General features: G+C 43.5%; 14 protein-coding genes. 8 read left to right on the forward strand and 6 right to left on the reverse strand.

The annotated features are described in order from the left end of the window. Positions 1 to 720: 720 nt before the first annotated feature. Positions 721 to 4,947 carry an Rne/Rng family ribonuclease gene (locus CIK80_RS05670; RefSeq protein ID WP_095569173.1) on the forward strand — a complete coding sequence of 1,409 codons (4,227 nt, stop codon included), beginning with the start codon at positions 721 to 723 and terminating at the stop codon, positions 4,945 to 4,947. 84 nt (positions 4,948 to 5,031) lie between these two features. On the opposite strand, the gene CIK80_RS05675 is transcribed toward CIK80_RS05670, so the two are convergent. Beyond that, positions 5,032 to 5,961: a DUF808 domain-containing protein gene (locus tag CIK80_RS05675; protein WP_095569174.1), complete on the reverse strand. Its 930-nt coding sequence runs from the start codon at positions 5,959 to 5,961 to the stop codon at positions 5,032 to 5,034. 422 nt (positions 5,962 to 6,383) lie between these two features. Between CIK80_RS05675 and CIK80_RS05680 the strand changes: the two genes are divergently transcribed. The 5 genes from CIK80_RS05680 (at position 6,384) to CIK80_RS05700 (ending at position 12,324) form a co-directional block, all read left to right on the forward strand. Beyond that, the gene (locus tag CIK80_RS05680; RefSeq protein WP_095569175.1) at positions 6,384 to 7,238 is read left to right on the forward strand and encodes a DsbC family protein; all 855 of its coding nucleotides are present in this window, start codon (positions 6,384 to 6,386) and stop codon (positions 7,236 to 7,238) included. Positions 7,239 to 7,512: 274 nt separating this feature from the next. After that, positions 7,513 to 8,871 (forward strand): homoserine dehydrogenase, encoded by a 1,359-nt coding sequence (locus CIK80_RS05685; protein WP_095569176.1) that lies wholly within the window; start codon positions 7,513 to 7,515, stop codon positions 8,869 to 8,871. Between the two features lie 130 nt (positions 8,872 to 9,001). Further along, the gene (locus CIK80_RS05690) at positions 9,002 to 10,183 is read left to right on the forward strand and encodes an acetyl-CoA C-acyltransferase (protein ID WP_095569177.1); all 1,182 of its coding nucleotides are present in this window, start codon (positions 9,002 to 9,004) and stop codon (positions 10,181 to 10,183) included. Positions 10,184 to 10,621: 438 nt separating this feature from the next. After that, complete coding sequence (locus CIK80_RS05695) at positions 10,622 to 11,470, forward strand: DUF2382 domain-containing protein (protein WP_095569178.1); 849 nt, start codon at positions 10,622 to 10,624, stop codon at positions 11,468 to 11,470. A gap of 245 nt (positions 11,471 to 11,715) precedes the next feature. Then, a complete protein-coding gene (locus CIK80_RS05700) occupies positions 11,716 to 12,324 on the forward strand; it encodes a YsnF/AvaK domain-containing protein (protein WP_095569179.1) in 609 nt (202 codons plus the stop codon). 85 nt (positions 12,325 to 12,409) lie between these two features. Here CIK80_RS05700 and CIK80_RS05705 read toward each other — a convergent pair whose 3' ends face one another. Together CIK80_RS05705 and secA are read right to left on the reverse strand one after the other, a co-directional pair. Further along, positions 12,410 to 12,955, reverse strand: coding sequence for a hypothetical protein (locus CIK80_RS05705; RefSeq protein WP_095569180.1), 546 nt, complete (start codon positions 12,953 to 12,955; stop codon positions 12,410 to 12,412). Positions 12,956 to 13,228: 273 nt separating this feature from the next. After that, on the reverse strand, positions 13,229 to 16,009 hold the full coding sequence (secA, locus tag CIK80_RS05710; protein WP_095569181.1) for a preprotein translocase subunit SecA: 2,781 nt from the start codon (positions 16,007 to 16,009) through the stop codon (positions 13,229 to 13,231). Positions 16,010 to 16,577: 568 nt separating this feature from the next. Between secA and mutS the strand changes: the two genes are divergently transcribed. Next, on the forward strand, positions 16,578 to 19,712 hold the full coding sequence (gene mutS, locus CIK80_RS05715) for a DNA mismatch repair protein MutS (protein ID WP_095569182.1): 3,135 nt from the start codon (positions 16,578 to 16,580) through the stop codon (positions 19,710 to 19,712). Between the two features lie 97 nt (positions 19,713 to 19,809). Then, positions 19,810 to 20,133, forward strand: a complete 324-nt coding sequence (gene fdxA / locus CIK80_RS05720; RefSeq protein WP_011279554.1) for a ferredoxin FdxA — start codon at positions 19,810 to 19,812, stop codon at positions 20,131 to 20,133. Positions 20,134 to 20,359: 226 nt separating this feature from the next. On the opposite strand, the gene CIK80_RS05725 is transcribed toward fdxA, so the two are convergent. The 3 genes from CIK80_RS05725 to CIK80_RS05735 all read right to left on the reverse strand — a co-directional run bounded on the left by CIK80_RS05725 (position 20,360) and on the right by CIK80_RS05735 (position 22,111). Further along, the gene (locus tag CIK80_RS05725) at positions 20,360 to 20,800 is read right to left on the reverse strand and encodes a pilin (protein WP_095569183.1); all 441 of its coding nucleotides are present in this window, start codon (positions 20,798 to 20,800) and stop codon (positions 20,360 to 20,362) included. A 307-nt stretch (positions 20,801 to 21,107) separates the two neighbouring features. Further along, on the reverse strand, positions 21,108 to 21,614 hold the full coding sequence (locus tag CIK80_RS05730; protein WP_095569184.1) for a type IV pilin protein: 507 nt from the start codon (positions 21,612 to 21,614) through the stop codon (positions 21,108 to 21,110). Next, positions 21,608 to 22,111, reverse strand: coding sequence for a prepilin-type N-terminal cleavage/methylation domain-containing protein (locus CIK80_RS05735; RefSeq protein WP_143516782.1), 504 nt, complete (start codon positions 22,109 to 22,111; stop codon positions 21,608 to 21,610). The genes CIK80_RS05730 and CIK80_RS05735 overlap by 7 nt, the downstream gene beginning before the upstream one ends. Position 22,112: the final 1 nt, after the last annotated feature.

Genomic DNA, 22,112 nt, shown 5'->3' on the forward strand with positions numbered 1-22,112 from the left:
AAGTATATCGATAGCTGCCTAAGTATTGGTGGTCAAACAGATAACGATGAATAAGATGTAAATACAGCACCATGCCGATAGTTTGGTTGTGTATTCTGTTTGCCAAGTACGCCCCGCTGATCACTGAAGCTGCGATACTTAATGTTAAAACGCCCCAGATATTATTGACGTGATGTATGACAGAACGATAAATAAAGTGTAACCAATTGCTTTACCTAAATGAATAACTGCTGATACGACTGTTTTATACAATTGATCTTCTAACAGCAGCTCTGCTCACAACGATATTATTGCTAGACTTTGATGGATGAATTGCAACAGCACGATACTGCTTCAGTATCAGTATTTTTAAGTCAGTAATTGAGCCGCTCATTCTTACAAAGTGTGCACGCTTAGCGACCATAAGAACTTACTGATGATTTAGCTCACTGATAGTTTAAGTATGCTTACGCACTAAAATTTGGACCAAGCCTACCAATAATAGAGTATGAATGTATAGCCTTACACCCTATTGCATTTATATTCACATTGACAATATTAGCAATGCTAATAATTTTAGGTAAAAACAAGCCATTCAAAAACCAATGTGTTTTATGAAACCCACCATTTACGTTCTACTGTTAATGAAAATCCGTCAACGCTAATGTAACCATTGGCCATACTTGTCACCCGCTAAAAAGCCCGTCGAATCGTTGTTGTGCGTACTCATAGGATACCAATATGAAACGCATCTTGATCAACGCTACTCAAAACGAAGAAATTCGTGTTGCCTTATGCAAAGGCAATCATCTGTACGATTTCGACTTAGAAAACCGTACTCGTGAACAAAAAAAATCCAACATCTATAAAGGCCATGTGACTCGTGTCGAGCCATCGCTTGAAGCGGTGTTTGTCGAATATGGTTCACAGCGCCAAGGCTTTTTGCCGATTCGTGAAATTTCTGCTGAGTATTTAAGCGGCAATCCACGTGATGAAAACATCAAAAAGCTCATCAAAGAAGGCGACGAGCTAATCGTCCAAGTGGAAAAAGAAGAGCGCGGCAACAAAGGCGCTGCTTTATCGACTTACGTATCGTTGGCAGGACGCTATCTGGTATTGATGCCAAACAACCCTCGTGGTGGTGGTATCTCGCGTCAAATCTCAGGTAAACTGCGTGAAGACATGAAGCGTATGCTGAGCAATCTTGATCTACCAAAAGGTATGAGCGTCATTATTCGTACCGCCGGTATTGGTAAAACCCAAGAAGACTTGCAACATGATTTGAACCATCTACTCAATATCTGGCAAGCCATTCAAGAGCAAAACCAAAAATATCCATCACCGCGCTTGGTTCATCAAGAAGCGGGCGTGGTCACACGTGCTGTCCGTGATTATCTGCGTGATGATATTGCTGAGATTTGGATCGATAATGAAAACGCTTATATCGAAGCGGCAGGTTTCATTGATGCAGTCATGCCAAAACAAGCAGAAAAATTACGCAAATATACCGATTATGAGCCAATGTTTTCGCGCTTCAACATCGAAAAACAAATCGAAACCGCTTATCAGCGTGAAGTTCGTCTGCCATCAGGCGGCTCAATTGTTATCGACCAAACGGAAGCTTTGGTATCTATCGATATCAACTCAGCCAAATCGACCAAAGGCTCAGACGTTGCCGAAACCGCTTACCACACTAACCTAGAAGCCGCCGACGAAATTGCCCGCCAGCTACGTCTGCGTGACATGGGTGGTTTGATTGTTATTGACTTCATTGACATGAATGACAATAAGCATCAAAAAGAAGTCGAAAAGCGATTGGTCGATGCCACCAAATATGATCGCGCGCGCGTACAGTTTGGTGATATCTCTAAATTTGGTCTGATGGAGATGAGCCGTCAGCGCTTGCGTCCGTCATTAGAAGAGTCAACGGGTTATATCTGCCCACGCTGCCATGGCAACGGTATGATTCGTGATTTGCGTTCATTGTCGCTATCGATCATGCGCCAGATTGAGCAAATTGCATTAAAAGAGCGTCAAGGTGAAGTGCAAGCAGAAGTACCCACTGACATCGCTGCCTTCTTATTGAATGAAAAGCGCGACAGTTTGGTTTATCTTGAACAAGATAGCGGCACTCGTATCACAATTTTGCCACACGCACATCTAGAGTCTCCTAACTTTAAGCTGCACTTCAATCGTGATGGTTTTGCACCATCGAGCTATGAGCGTATCACGGATACTCAACAACAAGAACACAGTGATCTTGGCTACAATGTCGATTGGCAAACGGCTGAAAAAGAGCGTCCAGAACAGCAGCCAACGCGTCAGCCACGTCAGGCGGCAGAAAATAAAGCTGCTAGTAAGCAAAGTGATACCGTTGAGCATAGTACCAATTATAGCAACGATCATCGTAACCAAAAAAATACTAATAACGCTCCTACTACGCGTGCACCGCAACCCAGTCAAAATGTTGCCGCCACGCCAGTAGCGCCGCAGCCAGCTAGCACCGCTGCAAATGCCCAGCCGCAAGCCGTTGCTTGGTTATCCAACCTGTTTGCCCAAGCTCCGCAAGCCACCACAACACCTAGTGTTAGTAGCCGAGATGCCGCAGAAGCGATTGAAGCATTGGTTAATACTGGTGCACAAAGCTTGGGTTCGTTTGGACAAGTAGATAGCAATGCGTTAAACACTGCCTCCAATAGTACGCCTGTCACTCAGCAAAATGACTCGCAAAAGAAAGATGACGAATCATCAGAGAGCAATGCCAATCGTCAGCAGGCTCGTCGTACTTCGGACAGTGATACAGACGACAGTAATAACGAAGACAGAAGAAGACGTAAGTCACGTAAGTCCAGATCATCTAAGCCTCGTCAAAGAAAAGAGCAGACAGATGACGCCAATACTGAAGTAAATGACAATACTGATAGCCAAACTTCAAACAATAGCGATGACAAACCCTCTGATAATCAAGATAAGCGTCAGCAGGACAACAGACGTCCTAATGACCGTAATCGCAATAATCGTCAAGACAGTAATCGCCAAGGCAACAATCAGCAGAACAACAAACGCAATGCAGATGAGCGTAATGACTCTGAAGATAAAAGCGATAATGCAGCCGCTGAACAAACTCGTACTAAGCGTAAGTCGCACAGTCAACGCGGCTCACGTGGCAAGCTAGAACGCGGTGAAACGCTAACGGCTGATAATGTTCAGCAACAAAGCCAGCAGACGAGTAAAGAGTCTAACGGCAGTAAGAATTCGGCGAACGGGCGCCGCAATCAAGACCCTAATGAAGTAGTACTACAGGTCAATGAAGCACCAGTTGCGCTTAAGACACCAGAGGTCGTGCATCTTTCTCTAGATGACAGCAAGTCTACTCAGACAAGGCAGCCCCCTGTGAAAAAACAGAGCGAAGCCAATGATGTGTCGAAAGACGAGGCAACAAACGCACGTACTAATCAACAGAATAGTGATGCACAACATTCTGTTGAAAAAATTGCTGAGCCAACAGTGACAGATAAAGGGACTGCAAAAACTGATGAGCCTAAATCTGACGACGCTAAGGTAAAAGTGACTGAAGAGAAAGCACAAACAAGTGCATCTAAAGCTGACCATGATGATGAAAAAGCCTCTGCTACAGAGAAGCAGCCAACATCAAAGCAGGTTGCGGAGCATCAAACTGAAAACCTGACGTCAGCTGATGCCAAAATTGATGAGGATCAAACCTCATCGAAGCATCAAAAAACCCATCAAAAAGCAGATGTTGCTATTGATGCGAAGGTAGACACCAGTGCAAAAACAGCGCCTAAGGTTCAAGAAAGCAACAGCTCTGATGATGCTCATGCGACCAGTAACTCTGCCCTTCAGCTGACTCATGATGCTCTATTTGCCACACGCTACGTAACGGCTGAGAAGTTTGGTCAGGCCAGTAACGATCCACGTGTGGTACGCAGCCAACAGATGCAAGCACCAGTGGATCAAAAGCCACAAGCCGCGATAAGTGCGCCTACAATTCGCGGTACGGTTGGTGAGTTCATCCGTGCCACGCTACCAGAAGCGCAAACTCGCTTAGCAGAAGAAGGCGTGATTCATTGCTTTATCGAAACCATTGCCTTGTTTGCTAAGCAAGCGCAAAATGCTGATAATGGCGGCGCCGATGTTGCAAGCGCTACAAGCGATAATCAGCACTCTACTGATCTTGCTGGTAAAAGCTTTGACTTTAGCAACTACGGCTATCAGCCCTTGACCGTGGATTATCTAACGCGCTTTGAAGCAATGACGCAAGCCGTCAGTCAGTTTGCCGCCGCGCAAGGTAAGACAGACGTTGAACCACGTACTGTTGGTAAGCGTGCAAGCAATGATCCACGCGGTCAGCATCCTGATTATCACGAATCAGCGAACCAAAGTACTGCGTCTGAAAAAGGTGCTGAGCCAGAAGCAAAGACCGATGACGAATCAGTCGTTGAGTCTCAACAAGCAGCTTCTGAACAAGATGTGAGTGATGTTGAGGCTCACAATGTCGAAGCAACGGCTCTGACCACTCAAGCGCAGACAGATGATGTCAGTATGGATAGTGAGCAGTTATTGGAAGCCGATCAAACGCTATCAAAGGCGGATGACAAGCAAGCTGATAATGAAAATGTGGGTACTCAAAGCGTAGAAACAGAACACACAGGTATCGACACTGATAATGTGGAAACTGCTAGCGTTGCGAGCACTGATCAAGCAACTGCCTCTGAGGTTGAACAACCGATCAAAGAAGACAGTCAGGCGGCCAAATCAAAAACCACGATTGCCAGTTATAAAAACATGATTGAGAATGTGGCAGAGCAACTATTACCACAGACAGGCATGTTTAATCTAACCACGCCAAAAGTGCCAAAAGCACGCAGTCGTAAGCCAAAAGTTGACCATAAAAAGCCAACGCAAGCTGAAAAGCTAGAAGCTGACGATACAAACAATGAAAGCTAACCCTAGCTGTATAAGGTAAAACAAGAAAGCCCCAAAGTTGATAACAACTTTGGGGCTTTTTATTATAAGGTCGTGTGATTATGATTAATGGGCCGATGAGGCATGATCATCTTTACCACGCATCTTACCAATGACCGTCAAAATAGCGACAACCACTGCACCAATGATAAAACCAATAACCCCATTTAAAATGGCGGCGGTCAAGCTTTCAAAAATACCCGTAAGATGAGCGATGTCTTCTACTCCATGATGCAAGAAGCTAATACCGTGTACTAAGATGCCTCCTCCCACTAGGAACATCGCTAAAGTACCAGCGATGGACAAAAACTTCATCAATTTGGGCGCAGCGGCAAACATCAGCTTACCCAATTTTTGCTTAAAGCTACTTTCTTGCTCCATCAGATGCAAACCTGCATCATCTATTTTGACAATACCAGCCACTAGACCATAGATACCAATAGTGATACCTATCGCTAAAATAGACAAGGCTAAGCTTCTCTCTAGCAAAGTGGCGCTCACCATTGAGCCTAGTGCAATGACGATAATCTCAGCGGATAAAATAAAATCTGTCCGTATCGCGCCTTTGATTTTTTCTTTTTCAAAAGCGACCAAATCTACAGTTTCATCCGCATTGGCTTTTCGGCGTGCGTTTTGCTCTTCATCATGCGGTAACGCATGTGGCCAAAATCGATGTATGATTTTTTCTGCACCTTCATATACCAAAAATAAGCCACCACACATCAGTAAAAAGGTAATTAAAGGGGGATAGACAGCACTGATCAATAGCGCTGCGGGTACTAAAATCAGTTTATTAACCAGTGAGCCTTTGGCTACTGCCCAAATCACTGGTAACTCACGATTGGCTTTGACACCAGAGACTTGCTCAGCATTCAGTGCCAAATCGTCACCCAGTACACCAGCGGTTTTTTTGGCAGCGACTTTTGTCATGACAGAAACGTCATCCAATATCACACTGATATCATCAAGTAAGGTTAGTAGACTGGCACCTGCCATATGTATGTGCTCCTTAGCGCAATTTTTAGAATAAAATAAACAGACAGTTTGCAAATATCAAAAATAAAAGGGTATTTATACAAATTTGCAAACATGTCTTATTAGCAGTAGCCTACATAGACGAGTAACAATATGACATAGTATAAATGTATCTTATTTTGCAATTTTCGTTCGTCGCCACCCTCAGCAATCTCCTCTTTATTTACTCAAGCGTCCTAATCGCTGTTGGCTATTATTTATCATAAATATGGTAATATAGATGATATTGTCACCTACCTTTTATTATCAATAAGTTATAAAAACATCTTTATAGTTGGTTTTTAATCCCTCATTGATACGCATGACTATTTACAATTTATCGCTCTTTTTAGAGCGCACTTATGATTAGACATACTTAAACATAGTGTCTATAGGAAACCCATATGCCCTCTCCTCTTAGCAAAAATCTCGTTGCCGCTGATCGTTTTTCTCGAACCACTCTATCTCGTTTTATGATGAGTGCTTTGTTAGTCATTGTTGCCGCTGGCTGCTCAAACAATGCGGCAGACGCGACCAGCAATAGCAGTGTGGTCAATGCAGCAGCAACCAAAGTCAGTTCTGCTAAAGTAGCCGCGGATAATGATCCAGCCGTGGTAGAAGCCTTACAAACAAATTTGACGGCATCTGGTATCGAAGAGCGTATTGTGTCCGCTGTACCGACCGATATGGATGGGATTTATTGGGTAACGGCGGAAGGTCTACCGTCTTTCTTTACCGATAAGTCTGGCAAGCACATTATTCAAGGTCAAATCATTGCTGTTGGCGAAGCTCAGCCAGTAGATATCAGTGCAGCCTTGACTGCTAAGACTGCACAGGAAGCGCTAAAAGCGGTTGATAAAAAAGAGATGATTATTTATCCGGCAAAAGGCGAAACCAAATCTGTTATTTATGCCTTTACTGATGCTGACTGTGGTTATTGCCGTAAGCTGCATGAAGAGATGGATGATATCAATGCACGCGGTATTGAAGTGCGTTATTTGGCATGGCCACGTAGCCAAGAGTCGGTGCCAAAAATGGAAGCGATTTGGTGCAGTCAAGATCGTAATGCAGCCATGAACCAAGCAAAAATGGGTGCCGATGTACAAGCACCTAGCTGTGCCAATCCAGTTCAAGAGCATATGGCATTGGGCGCAAGATTGGGTGTGCGCGGTACGCCAGCTGTCTTTACAGAAACTGGAGAGCAAGTGGGCGGCTATCTACCTGCGGCCCAACTGGCAGAAGCAGTAGGTGCTAATTAATGGATAATGATTGGATACTTTTTGTTATCCATTCACTAAGCGACATTGTGTAGACGTCACTCCTGCTTGTCGGTATGATACGATGAAGTACGATGTAAAATCAGCACGCTTTTGTTTGAATATCTTTTATTCAACGATTTTCTATTCAACGATAATGGAGCATAGGTAAACACTGTGACCGTCAACACACGTGCAAATCGTATATACCCAAAGTGGGTTTGACGCTGTCACAGTTTTAGAAGTGCACCATTATATCTAACCTTCTGAGGATACTGTGAGTAACTCCATCAAACTAGCGATACTTGGTCTGGGCACCGTCGGAACAGGCGTAATCCATCTCATTAATGACAACTTAGACGAGCTAAAGCGCCGTTGTGGCCGCGATATTATTATTACCGAAGTAGGTACCCGTCGCCAGCGTGATGATATCGATGCCAATATTATGCAAAACAGCGACTTGATGGCAATTGCAGCAAGCGATAACGTTGACATCGTTATTGAAGTGATTGGCGGGACTACTTTAGCAAAAGACGTCATTATGCAAGCCATCCAACATGGCAAGCATGTGGTTACGGCAAACAAGGCGCTATTGGCAGAACACGGCAATGAGATTTTTGCCTTCGCTGAGGCAAACAATGTCCACGTCGCTTATGAAGCAGCGGTCGCAGGTGGCATTCCTATCATTAAAGTGATGCGTGAAGCATTGGCTGCCAATAAAATCGATTGGCTGGCTGGCATTATCAATGGTACTGGCAACTTTATCATGACTGAAATGCGTGACAAAGGTCGCCCATTTGCAGACGTATTGGTCGAAGCACAAGAACTGGGTTATGCTGAGGCAGATCCAACGTTTGATGTTGAAGGTATTGATGCTGCGCATAAATTGGCACTTCTTGCCTCTATAGCCTTTGGTGTCCCACTACAATTTGATAGTGTTTACTGTGAAGGAATTACAGGCATCACTTTACAAGATGTCAGTTATGCTGAAGAGCTGGGTTACCGTATCAAGCACTTAGGTTTTGCTGTGCGCCGTGATGGCAATGGCGATTCAGAGGCTGCTGGTATCGAGTTACGAGTTCATCCAACGCTGATCCCGCAAGATGCGTTGCTTGCCAATGTTAATGGTGTAAAAAATGCGGTTTTGGTCAACTCACACCCGCTAGGTCAGACATTGTATTGTGGTGATGGCGCGGGCGCAGGTGCAACCGCTTCTGCGGTGATGGCTGACGTAATGGATTTGGTTCGCGTTTTAGGCAGCAAAGACAATAACAACCAAAGCAACAGTGATCAAAAAAACCATGGTCATCATGTGCCGCATTTGGCATTTATACCTGAGCAGCTGTCAGACACACCAATACTGCGTTCAGAACAAATGATCACGGGGTATTATTTGCGTGTACATGCTTATGACAGCCCTGGCGTACTGGCTGATATCACTCGCATCCTAAGCGATGCTGGTATTAATATCGATGCGATTCTACAAAAGCCTGCGCACAAAGTCGGTCAAGTACCTGTGATTATTTTGACCTTACCTGTGGTAGAGAGCCAGATGAATCTGGCCATCGAAAAAATCGAAAAATTGGATACGATTACTGATAAAGTGGTACGTATTCGCTTAGATGAGCTGGCTTAAGCCAGACTTTTAGCACCCTGTTTGTTAGTAAGCTAGGCAAACGCTTTCTAGTAACCAGACGTTGATTTATCAGCACTTGCCTTTACTATAAGTAAAATACTTTCATTTAAATACGTAAAAAGGAATAACGATGTCAAATGATGCAATTGTAATTGTAAACGGCGCACGTACGCCAATGGGCGGCTTCCAAGGCTCATTGAAGGATATGAGCGCCACCGATCTTGGTGCTGCTGCTATCAAAGCGGCTGTCGAGCGTTCAGGCGTTAGTGTTGATACTATCGATGAAGTCATCATGGGCTGTATCTTGACCGCAGGTTTGGGTCAAGGCCCTGCACGTCAGGCAATGCGTAAAGCGGGTCTGCCTGATGCCACTGGTGCTGTGACCATTAATAAGCTTTGTGGTTCTGGTCTAAAAGCTGTTATGCAAGCACACGATGGTATCAAAGCAGGTAGCTTCAATGTAGCAGTTGCTGGTGGTATGGAGTCGATGACCAATGCGCCATATCTGATGCCAGGCGCGCGCGGTGGCTATCGTATGGGCCATCAAGAAGTCAAAGACCATATGTTCTTAGACGGTTTAGAAGATGCCGAAACGGGCAAGTTGATGGGTAAGTTTGCTCAAGAAATGGCCGATGAGAAAGGCTATACCCGTGAGCAGATGGATGCGTTTGCCATCGAATCACTCAATCGTGCATTAACAGCTATCAAAGACAATCACTTCAAAGACGAGATTGAGCCAGTCACCTTTAGCACTCGTAAAGGTGAGCAAACGGTTGATACCGACGAGCAGCCTGCCCTTGCCAACGCTGAGCGTATTCCTACTTTGCGTCCAGCTTTTGCCAAAGATGGCACCATCACTGCCGCAAACGCAAGCTCTATCTCCGATGGTGGCGCAGCGGTCGTACTAATGAAAGAATCTCAAGCAAAATCAGAAGGCCTTGATTATCAAGCGCGCATCATTGCTACTGCCTCAAATTCGCGTCACCCAGGCGAATTTACCATCGCCCCTATTGGCGCTATTGAAAAAGTTTTAGCGGGTGCAGGTTGGTCAGTGGCTGATGTTGATCTGTGGGAGATTAATGAAGCCTTTGCTATGGTCACGATGGCAGCGATGGACGAGCTTAACATTGAACACGCTAAAGTAAACGTCGAAGGCGGCGCTTGTGCACTAGGTCATCCAGTGGGTTGTTCAGGCGCGCGTATCTTAGTCACGCTGATTAACTCTTTGAAGCGTACTGGCGGCAAAAAAGGCGTGGCGACTTTATGTATTGGTGGCGGTGAAGCAGTTGCGGTAGCTATCGAATTGCCATAAGCACAAACAACTTCACACCGTTGCAGTATAAAAACACATACTATTTCGGTCCTTATCTTTCAATCGTGATTTTAAAAAACCGCAGTGTAAAATTACACTGCGGTTTTTTTGTGTCTGCTATTTCTTTTTTACCGCCAAACATTTCACTGTGTAAAATCGCGTTAACTTATACCCCTCGCTATGTTATAGCACTTACAGCCTATTACACGCAATTACGGCAAGCCCACACTTTGCTACCTTGCTCATATATCTCATCCAAAATCTCAGTGTTACGATAATTACAAGTTGAGGTAGCGACTACTTAGTAACGCTACGTTTACAGACATTGATTTAGATAGGATTTTATTTTTATAAAAAACTGTTTGATTAAGAAATCACTAAAATTTTAATATTTATACAATAACTATTATTTATAATTCATAAAAAAGGAAGACAATAATGAGCCAACTAATTCGTTTAAAAGATATTCAAGCCACTCATCGCGACCTTATCGGTGATGATTATTATGATCCAACAAGCAAAACTGCTTATGGTGTTAATGAAGAAAAAATCGGTAAAATTGAAGGTGCATTGGTAGAAGACACTACTGGTCGTATTCGTTATTTAATCGTTGATGCAGGCGGCTGGTTCAGCTCTAAAGAAGTACTAGTACCAGCAGGTTTGGCTCGTATTGTAGGAGATGATGTTTTCTTTGATAGCCTAACCAAGTCACAAGTTGAGGCCATGGAAGTATACGATCATGATTACCAGTATAGCTATAAAGAGCAATACGAAAGAGATCGTCAAGCATTTACTGCTGATACCTTGCCAGAAGCTGACCGTATGGAAATTGCAGATCATAACTACGAAGCGCCAAACACACTGGAGCTGCTAGAAGAGCGTCTGACAGTTAATAAAGATCGTATCGTTGCAGGCTTAGTAAAAGTTGGTAAGCATGTGGTCACAGAAGAACGTAATGTTGATGTCGAACTAGAAGAAGAGCATGCTAATATCCAACGTACAAATGTAGATCGTCCAACTGATCGTCGCATTGGTGATATGGATATCAATGACACCGTTGAAGTAGAGCTAGAAGCTGAACGCGCTCGTGTTGGTAAAGATACTTATGTCGCTGAAGAAGTTAGCGTTGGAAAAACCTCTGAGCGTCATACTGAAACAATCGTAGAGACGATTCAGCGTGAAGAGCTAGATATTGACCGTGATGGTAACGTGGTTGACCGTGATGGCAATATCGTAGACCGTGATGGCATTACTGCTGAAGACGTACGCCGCGCTCGTGGTATGTAATTGGCTAATGAGTCGTTTGTCTTATAGATAAAATATATAAGTAAATAAAGTATATAAGTAAATAAAGTATATAAGACATGGGGACTTCAATAAGCAGCTGAGTTGTTGACTCAGTGATTAAGACCAGAGCTTGTCTCTGGTCTTTTTTATGTTTTGCATTATAACTGCTGGTATCTGTATCTTTACAGCAAATATATTCGTTTTGGCAAATCTCTCATTGAACAAATAATAATAAGGAAATCACGATGACTACTGATAATTTTACTAATCCTAACTTAAATACCCCACCGCAAAATGAATCATTAACGGCTCAAGATATCTTGAGAGAAGATCAAGTATTATCTAACCAAGAAAACGTCTCGAATAAAAGTGGACAAGTTGGTTATCTTGAACTATTAGAAGAGCGCCCTGTTGTCAACAAAGAACGCTTAGATGTCGGTAAAGTGACCGTCACTAAACACACGCGTACCAAAACGATAGAAGTGCCGATTGAGCTGGTTGAAGAATATATCACTGTTCGTACTGAGTTTCAGGATGCTGAAAGCCAAGACTTACTTTCTGGAAATTACGATGAAAAGGATGTGTTGCGTCATGTCGAACCGTCACTGGATAGTAAGGCCGTTATTACTATCAATGACAAGCAGGTTGAGATTGGAGACGCCCCTATCGAGATTGTGCTATCACGCCAAGTAGCCACCGTCACTAAAGAGACTTATGCCGTACAAGAAATTGATATTAGTAAAACGGTTCATACGCATACTGACACCATTCAAGTCACATTAAAACACGAAGAGCTTGATGTTAAAGAAGAAGGGTTTTTAGATCATGAAAATGATTCTACTTACAACAAATAATCTTTTGGTATTTTAAATATTCCATAAAAAAAGCAACGTGAACGTTGCTTTTTTTATGAGTATTACATTGTGGTCTACGTTTTATTTATACTGCGCCTTCATCTGTTCTCTTACACTCATAAGTACTGACATTTTCAGCGTTCGCACCAGCTGTCCGCATCACACCTGTTTCACGATCTTGATGAGCAACACGCCATTGTACAAAACCTTCCCCACCGTCGATGGCATTTTCAACCCCAAATACTTCAGGATTGGTGGCGTCGTTGGTTTTAGTCAAGGTTGTGGTGCCATTTGCGGTAGCAATGACCACTTGATTATCCGTGTCTTTATAAGTCGCTTCAACCTGTAACTCAGGGGAACATGAATAATTAATCTGGCTCACACCAGTATTAACAGAAGCAGCGGTATCGTCTGCTACTTCATTAAGAGAGGGATCTTGAGTATCAACCACTACATCATTGGGTTCGGCAGGCTCTGCAGACATAGGTACTGATTGCTCAGCACTGATACTGTCTTCCAAACTTGGCTCTGTTTCTTGTTCCTTTTGACAAGCACTGATGGTCAATGCGCCAGCCAATAAACCTGTTAGTGCAACAGAAGTACGCCACTGTTTTAATAATTTTGCGTTCATAACACTCTCCCGAATAATATGTTAAACACTATAGCGCGTCCCTAAATACACGCCTATGTTGAATTTGTAAGCAATCGCTAAAAACCATCCATGATTTTAAAGCCGTGCTTTCTTATCTATTATCAACTGCTCGCTGATTTCAGTAAGTCACAAAAAAGCCCCTATCTCTTATTGATAAGGGCTTTTCATCATAGCGTAACCATTTTTGCTTAGCAATGTTTATACTGGTTTTGAAAACTTAACTGATCTCAAAAACTCAAGTAGCGATTGCTATTAAATTTTGCCATGGCACTGCTTATACTTAAGTCCTGAACCACAAGGGCACGGTGCGTTACGACTGATATTCATACCAGCATATGGATTTGCCTCATTCGCACCATTGCCTGCCATAGCACCAGCGGCAGCTATACCGCTGCCCATGCTACGGTTTTGTGGCTGCGGTGCAGGGTTATTAGCGCCACTATCTAAGTTATCAACTTCATCATGCTCAAACTGCATTTGCATATGAGCCGCATTTTCGCGCTGCTGCACTTCTAACGCTTCTAGCTCTTCTTTAGTCGGAATGTGCACACGTGATAAATCTTGTACGGTCTCAGATTTAATAGCACCAAGCATCATTTGGAATAATTCAAACGATTCACGCTTGTATTCTTGCTCTGGGTTTTTTTGCGCATAACCGCGCAAATGAATCCCTTTACGCAACTGATCCATCTGAGTTAAATGCTCTTTCCAGTGCTTATCTAGGCTTTGTAGCATAAAGTGACGCTCAAGCTGCGCGGCATCTTTTTCACCCATTTGCTCACGGCGACCATGATAACGATCTAATGCGGTTTGAATAATTTTTTCGCGCAAACCTTCTTCATCCAAGCGGCGATCTTCATCCAACCAATCATTAATCGGCATGGTTATCTTGAACTCGTCTTCTAGCTCATCTTCTAGACCGTCCACGTTCCATTGGTCATCGACAGACCCTGGCGGAATGAACTGACTGATCATGGCATTATAGACGTCACGGTGCATCACGTTAATGGCTTCGAGTAAGTCCATTTCTGCCAACAAGTCATCGCGCTGACCATAGATGACTTTACGCTGCTCATTGGCCACATCATCATATTTGAGCAAGTTTTTACGAGCATCAAAATCGCGGCTCTCAACTTTACCTTGTGCGTTTTCAATTGATTTGGAAACCATTTTGTGCTCAATGGCTTCGTCTTCTTTTAGGCCCATCGCACGCATCATGTTGACCACGCGATCACCTGCGAAGATACGCATCAAGTCGTCTTCAAGCGATAAGAAAAAGCGCGACATACCAGGGTCACCTTGACGACCAGCACGACCACGGAGCTGGTTATCAATACGGCGTGATTCATGACGCTCTGAACCAATGATATGCAAACCACCCGCCGCGACCACTTGGTCATGTTTCACTTGCCACTGTGCTTTTAGGCGTTGCATCTCTTCTTTACTGACGGCATCAATATCTTCGATAAAGGATTGCCAGTTACCACCCAAGATAATATCCGTACCACGACCCGCCATGTTGGTGGCAATCGTGACTGATTTTGGGCTACCTGCTTGAGCGATGATTTCTGCTTCACGCTCATGCTGTTTGGCGTTTAGGACGTTGTGCTTGACGCCTTCTTGATCGAGCAAATAAGACAACTCTTCACTGGCTTCAATGGTCGCTGTACCAACCAAGACTGGCGCACCTTTGGCCTGAATGTCTTTGATCTCGCGAATGATACCTTTATATTTGCCTAACTTTGTTAAGAAAATTTGGTCATCCATATCAATACGAGCAATCGGCTCATGTGTTGGAATCACAATGACATCTAAGTCATAAGTCGATTTGAATTCAGCCGCTTCGGTATCAGCGGTACCTGTCATACCAGATAATTTGTCATACAGACGGAAGTAGTTCTGGAATGTCGTGGTTGCAAGCGTTTGGTTTTCCGCTTGAATCTCAACGTTTTCTTTGGCTTCGACCGCTTGGTGTAACCCTTCTGACCAGCGACGACCTGGCATGGTACGACCTGTGTTTTCATCAACGATAATCACTTCGCCTTCATCAACGATGTAATGGACATTTTTGACAAATACATGGTGAGCACGAATGGCGGCTTGTACGTGTGCCAATAATGGCAAACGGCTTGGGCTGTATAAACTTTCGTTTTCGCCAAGCTCACCCACTTCGATTAAGAAGCGCTCGATTTTTTCGTAGCCTTTTTCACTGATTTCAATCTGGCGATTTTTTTCATCGATCCAGAAATCTTCTTCTTCATTATTCTTGTTGGCTTCTTCGTCTTTTGAGCGGATTAATAACGGAATAATCGTATTAATCAGCGCATACATACGTGAAGAGTCTTCGGCTTGACCCGAAATAATCAGTGGCGTACGTGCTTCATCAATTAAGATGGAGTCAATTTCGTCGATGATACAAAAATTTAGCGGACGCTGCTTTTTCTCAGCCAAACTAAAAACCATGTTATCGCGTAGGTAGTCAAAACCGTATTCGTTGTTGGTACCATACGTAATATCAGCTTGATAAGCATTGATTTTTTCTTGTGGTGGCTGCTGCGAATAAATCACGCCAACGGTCATGCCCAAAAAGCTGAACAATGGACGGTTTAACTCAGCATCACGCGCGGCCAAATAATCATTGACGGTGACCAGATGCACGCCTTTACCGCTGATGGCATTGAGGTACATGGCCAAGGTGCCCATTAGGGTTTTACCTTCACCGGTTTTCATCTCAGCGATTTTGCCTTCGTGCAAGGTGATACCACCAATTAGCTGCACATCATAATGGCGCATACCATTGATACGTAAAGAGGCTTCACGGCAAACCGCAAACGCCTCTGGCAATAACGCATCTAAGCTTTCGCCATTTTGATGACGCGCCTTAAACTCTTCGGTTTTTTGCTGTAATTGCTCATCAGACAAGGCTTGTATTGTAGCCTCTTGGGTGTTGATCTTGCTGACCACTTTACGCATGCGCTTTAATTCACGCTCGTTTTTGGTGCCAACGACACCGCCTATAATCTTTGATAACATAATTTTTTGACCTATGGAAATATTCGATAATTAGTGCGCATTAGCCAACGCTCGGCTTGCCGCCTTGTCATCATCTGACTAAGTACTACCTAATTAAGTATCGCCCAATTAAGTGTGACGTCATTATATATGGTTATGACGCTGATGGATACAAGGGCAGCAATCAGATATTTGGCGACGTAAAAATGCAGCGGGACGTGTTAAAATAGCCCTTACCTTATTAAATTCACTCACTTTTTCTATCGTAGGAAGCCTATGTAATGTTTCATCCTCAATAGAGATTTTTCATAGTATGTTAGTGAAGCTCTATCGATTGATGATTGATAACCCCGCATTATTGCGATTTATTTTTATTACCTGGTTAGATTGACCATTATCTATTCAACTTAAAACACCTCAACTATATAGTCGATCTGCTTTAAAAAAGTACAATTCTACTGATATAAACTTTGTGAAATATTTGTCAGGCACGCGAACCGCCAGTGAGAAAAATGTATTTCAGTAGAACACAATGACTGTATTTATAAAAATTCATTTAAAAACCATTTAATACTAAAAGAGATTTTGCATGACCGTTAAGCCATTGACTCAAAACCCTGCTTCCTCAAAAAAAGTCTCAAAACCTGCACCATCCGAATATGCGTTATCTAAGCAACCTATTGTTGACCCATCACTTTCTGAGCGATTGGTCATCGGTGATGCTACTTATAATTTAGCCGATCACACACCCATGATGGTGCAATACTTGACCATGAAAGCCAATTATCCCCAAGCGCTACTGCTGTACCGGATGGGTGATTTTTATGAGTTGTTTTTTGATGATGCCAAACGTGCTGCCCAGATACTAGACATTACTTTGACCCGCCGTGGTACGGATAAAGCTGGCGATACCATTGCGATGGCAGGTGTACCTTTTCATGCGGCTGACAGTTATATGGCACGCTTGATTGCCGCTGGGCAGACCGTTGTGGTTTGTGAGCAAATCGATGAATCGGCGAGTAATAGCGCCGATGATACTGATTCTTCCCTTCCTAATATAGGCAATAAGCAGAAAAAAGACAAAAGCAAATCGACAGCAGGCAGTATCATGCGCCGTGAGGTGGTCAAAACGCTAACCGCAGGGACGATTACTGATGATGCGTTGATTGCACCCAATCATACCCCAACTGTGATCGCCATTGATATCCTCATCCCACCTGCAAGAGCCAATAGCAAACAGCCGTTGCAAGCGGCCATCAGTCAGATGGATTTGGCGGCTGGCACGCTGACCACGCAGACACTGCATGCTGCTATTGACGACATTGACGGTCTGCAAACCCAGATGCTGACGGTGTTGGCACGCTTTGCGCCCAGTGAATGTATCATCAGTGAAAGCCTCAATGAGACTATCGGTGACCACTGGATGCTGTGGTTACGTCAAAATCTTGATTGCCCTATTATAGAAGTGGCCGCCAATGACTTTCATCATGAGCATGCAAGCGACACCCTGTGCCAGCAGTTTGAGGTGCAACGTCTCGATGGTCTAGGTATTGCGGATAACCCACTTGCTCAATCTAGCTGCGCGGCGCTTATTCATTATGCACGGCAAACTCAGCAGCGTCATGTACCACAAGTCAATCAGCTGATAGTCGAGCACAGCGATGATTACTTGATTATCGATGCCAATAGCCAACAAAACCTTGAGCTATTTACCCCTGTCAGTAGTAATGGCACCTCATTGATATCTGTACTCAATCATTGTCAAACCCCAATGGGACGACGTCTACTCGTACAGCAAATGAAACGTCCACTGCGTCAGCATTCGCGCATCAATATGCGTCTAGATGCGATAGCGTCTCTATTAAATGCGGATGGTAATTCAAATCAAGATTCAGAAAATAGTTCATTGGTGACCAGTTTACGCGAAACACTAAATACCATTGGCGATATTGAGCGAATCAGCAGTCGCATCGGGCTGATGAGTGCCAAACCTCGTGATTTACGCAAGCTTGCCGATGGTATCGCTAGTAGCGCCCAGCTTACCACGCTGCTGACAGCCTCAGGTATCGACCATGAAGACGCTGGTCTATTGCCGATGCTCATGCAGCAACTGCCTGCCAAGCTGCCAGCGGTACAGTCTGCCGCCGAGTTAATCGAGCGCGCTATTGTCATTGAACCACCTGCACATATTCGCGATGGTGGTATGTTGGCAGCGGGTTATGATGCAGAGTTTGATCGTCTTACCCATCTCCATGACAATATTCAAGTAACATTGGACGAAATGGTAGAGCGAGCCCGTCAGGACAACCAACTCCCTAGTCTAAAAGTCGGCTTTAATAAAGTCAGTGGCTTTTATTTCGAATTGCCAAAAATGCAAGCGAAGAACGCACCTGCTCATTTTATTCGTCGGCAAACACTCAAGAGTAGTGAGCGTTTTATTACTGATGAATTAAAAGAAGTCGAGACGGAGTATTTAAGCGCCCAGTCTCTGGCATTGGCTCGTGAGAAAGCGCTGTACCAAGCGCTGCTCAACCAACTAAACGAGAACTTGGCTGAGCTACAACAACTGAGTGCTGCTATTGCCCAAATCGATGTGCTAAGCAATTGGGCGCAGCTTGCGACAACTTATCGTTGGCAGCGTCCAATCATGGGAGGAGATTCAGGAAACCAAAGCAAATCTATAAACAAAAATCAAACCCATATCGATATCCGCCAAGGTCGTCATGTCGTCGTCGAAGCTGCCTTAAATCCTGCAAATGCAAATAATAAGCATGCTCCTGCTCAATCTACCAGTCAGTTCGTTGCCAATGACTGTGTGCTGGGTGGCACCAATGCTGATGACAGACATCCTGAACGACTGCTGATGATTACAGGCCCCAATATGGGCGGTAAATCTACTTATATGCGCCAAACGGCATTGATTGTCCTACTTGCGCATTGCGGTAGCTTTGTCCCAGCTGCTCAAGCTCATATCGGTGATATTGATCGTATCTTTACGCGTATTGGCTCAGCAGATGATCTGGCTGGTGGTAAATCTACCTTTATGGTTGAGATGATAGAGACTGCCAATATCCTCAATCAAGCAACGAGTAAATCACTGGTATTAATGGATGAAGTCGGACGCGGTACTGCCACCACTGACGGTCTGGCTATCGCTCATGCATGTGTCAATCGATTGGTAGAGATTGGTTGCCTGACATTATTTGCCACCCATTATTTTGAGCTGACACAATTGGTAAATACCACTGAAAATAAACATGCCAATATTCGCAATGTGCATGTCGCTGCCAGTGAGATTGATGGTCAGTTGCTACTGCTTCATCAAATCAAAGAGGGCGCTGCCAGCTCTAGCTTTGGATTGCACGTCGCCAAAATGGCGGGTATTCCAGCTCGGGTATTAGAGGATGCCAAACGCTATTTGGCCGACAATTTAAGTATCGATCACGTGCATCATCATGCATCAAAAGCAGATAGCACAAAACCGCTTGATGACGAAAATGACTTAGTTAAGTCAGTAACGGATAAAAGCGGACAGGCACATCATGATGAAGCAGATAAATTAAATCTAAAGTCTATTGAGCAAAATCAGGCGATGATTGATATTCTACAACAAAATCAGTTATTTAGCTTACAAGATGAGCTTAGTGCTATTGATCCTGATAGTTTAACGCCCAAACAAGCGCATGATTTTCTCTATCATCTTAAAAAAATCATTAGTCATTAAAGGGAATTGTCAAATAGTGGTAAAGGCGCTAAAATACGCCTTATTTTCGACTATTCTATTTAGCCAAAAGCCAAATCAATAACAGGTAGACATCACTATGACCTTTGTCGTTACAGATAACTGCATTCTTTGCAAATACACCGACTGTGTAGAAGTCTGTCCTGTGGACTGCTTTTATGAAGGTCCAAACTTCCTCGTCATCGATCCTGATGAGTGCATCGACTGCGCGTTATGCGAGCCTGAATGTCCGGCCAATGCCATCTTCTCAGAAGATGAAGTACCAAAAGGACAAGAGATGTTCACTCAGCTCAATGAAGAGTTGGCGCAAAAATGGCCAAACATCACAGAGATGAAAGAGCAGATGCCAGAAGCCGCCAAATGGGACGGCGTCGAGGGTAAGATTCAGTATTTAGAGAAGTAGGCAGCCTGATCGCACTTTGACGCGTGGATAAACCCCGTCAATAAAAAACCACCGAGCGGCAACTGCTGTTCGGTGGTTTTTAGTATTGACGGGGCAGGTTAGCAATGTAAATGGTAAACCACAAAAAAGCCAAGCATAATGCTTAGCTTTTTAAAAGTATAATCTAACTTATTTCTAATAATAGAATCAAAAAAGTTAGATTACAATCAGTTGATCAGTAACAAAACTAACTAGCAGCTACACAACCTTTCGGTAAAAACTTAACGGCTGCAGTTGAAGTGCAAGCCCAACTAACATTACCACCATTATCTGTTGGAGTATAAGTCACAAGTTTACCATCTGGATCAGTGGCTTTAATTCCAGCCACTGTATATTCAATTACTCCATTCGCCTTTAGCTCAACCTTGCTTATATAAGCACTGTCAGCAGCGGCTGTTAAACCTTCTGGAGTTGCAGGATCCGATGCTGCTGCTGCTGGCCAAGCTCCTTCTAAGTTAAAGTGTTCTACAAGACGAGTTTTATCTCCTGCAGCAAGAGCAGCAATTTCAGCAACCTTTGCACGTGCAATATAATCTTGATAAGCAGGAATAGCAATCGCAGCTAGGATACCGATAATAGCAACAACAATCATTAGTTCGATTAAGGTAAAACCTTTTTGAGCGTTCATAGACATGTCCTTTTGGATAATATGGCAGTAGCATCATTGTCTAGCTGCCAGCTATAAATATAATGTTTCTCTTATCATAAATATTGCAGTTACTATGCCAACATCAAAAACAATGTCATTTGACTCAAAAACCACTCAATAAATGCTAAAATCTGTCATTGAAAATCTATTCGCACCATTCTTTGTTATTGAAAGCAGTCAATGTTACACTTAACCTACTAAAAATTGTCAGTTTGGTTTTTTATACGTCATCAGATAATTAATTATGACAATTTTTGTCAATCATTAATCTCCAATTAAACATAGTCTACTTCCACTCATCAGCCATACCGCAATTGGTATTCCTGCATTTCTGACCGTTATTATTTAATGTCAGATTGCCATCACCATCCATTCGATTACCAACTATAGGAGTGGCTGTAATAGTCCAATTTCTATCCGTTAAGGTAGTGGTATTATTTGGTGTTACTGTGACTGTATATAAGGCATTACCAGTAGCGGGGAAATTCGTACTGCCGTCAGCAGCCACTGCCCCTAACAATACAGAAGATAATGGAACCCTGTCGTAGCGCTTGTAGTTGATTTTATTCGACTCAATACGGCTTGCTATCTGTTGTATCTCACTCATCATATCCGCACGATTGGTTCGCTCGACATAGCCTTGATAACTTGGATAGGCAATAGCTGCTAATATACCTATGATAGCAACTACAATCATCATCTCTATGAGCGTAAAACCTGCTTGTTGTGCTACCTTAGTAGATGATCGTGGCTCTACTTTTAAATGTTTTGTTTCTACTGACAACGTTACCATATCGTCGCTCCTGTACAATCAGCGTCTGTAATATCAAAACTGCTACTACTTGCACAACGTAGTCCTTGACTTGAGAGCAAAAAGCTATCAGCACCTGTGAGATCAACTGGTGTTGCCATCATTATCCAATTGTTTGCGCGTCCACCTCCCTCGTGTAGTGTACTAAACGTCGTTGTGTTACCTGTAATATGTCCAAGCTTGATAATATAGCGTGGATCAGGACTAGGTTGATTTATTATCCCTGTATTGTTCGCGATATTATCTAACTGAGGTTTGAAACCCTTATAAGTCAATGCTTTTGCACGCCATTGCTCAAGCTCATTTGAGAGTGATAGCATTTTGCGCTGCACATCTGCTTCAGCATTGCGAATGACATAGGCGCGATAGCTCGGTATCGCAATAGCCGCTAGGATACCGATTATCATTACAACGACCATCAGCTCTATTAAGGTAAATCCTACTTGCTGAATAGTCTTATTGTTCAAGAGCTTAGACATA

The sequence above is a fragment of the Psychrobacter sp. JB193 genome (assembly GCF_002285555.1).
GTDB lineage: Bacteria > Pseudomonadota > Gammaproteobacteria > Pseudomonadales > Moraxellaceae > Psychrobacter > Psychrobacter alimentarius.

Coding starts and splice junctions, on each gene's coding strand:
- CIK80_RS05680 (WP_095569175.1), top strand. CDS start 6,384: ATGCCCTCTCCTCTTAGCAAAAATCTCGTTGCCGCTGATCGTTTTTCT.
- CIK80_RS05690 (WP_095569177.1), top strand. CDS start 9,002: ATGTCAAATGATGCAATTGTAATTGTAAACGGCGCACGTACGCCAATG.
- secA (WP_095569181.1), bottom strand. CDS start 16,009: ATGTTATCAAAGATTATAGGCGGTGTCGTTGGCACCAAAAACGAGCGT.
- fdxA (WP_011279554.1), top strand. CDS start 19,810: ATGACCTTTGTCGTTACAGATAACTGCATTCTTTGCAAATACACCGAC.
- CIK80_RS05705 (WP_095569180.1), bottom strand. CDS start 12,955: ATGAACGCAAAATTATTAAAACAGTGGCGTACTTCTGTTGCACTAACA.
- CIK80_RS05670 (WP_095569173.1), top strand. CDS start 721: ATGAAACGCATCTTGATCAACGCTACTCAAAACGAAGAAATTCGTGTT.
- CIK80_RS05735 (WP_143516782.1), bottom strand. CDS start 22,111: ATGTCTAAGCTCTTGAACAATAAGACTATTCAGCAAGTAGGATTTACC.
- CIK80_RS05675 (WP_095569174.1), bottom strand. CDS start 5,961: ATGGCAGGTGCCAGTCTACTAACCTTACTTGATGATATCAGTGTGATA.
- CIK80_RS05730 (WP_095569184.1), bottom strand. CDS start 21,614: ATGGTAACGTTGTCAGTAGAAACAAAACATTTAAAAGTAGAGCCACGA.
- CIK80_RS05700 (WP_095569179.1), top strand. CDS start 11,716: ATGACTACTGATAATTTTACTAATCCTAACTTAAATACCCCACCGCAA.
- mutS (WP_095569182.1), top strand. CDS start 16,578: ATGACCGTTAAGCCATTGACTCAAAACCCTGCTTCCTCAAAAAAAGTC.
- CIK80_RS05725 (WP_095569183.1), bottom strand. CDS start 20,800: ATGAACGCTCAAAAAGGTTTTACCTTAATCGAACTAATGATTGTTGTT.
- CIK80_RS05695 (WP_095569178.1), top strand. CDS start 10,622: ATGAGCCAACTAATTCGTTTAAAAGATATTCAAGCCACTCATCGCGAC.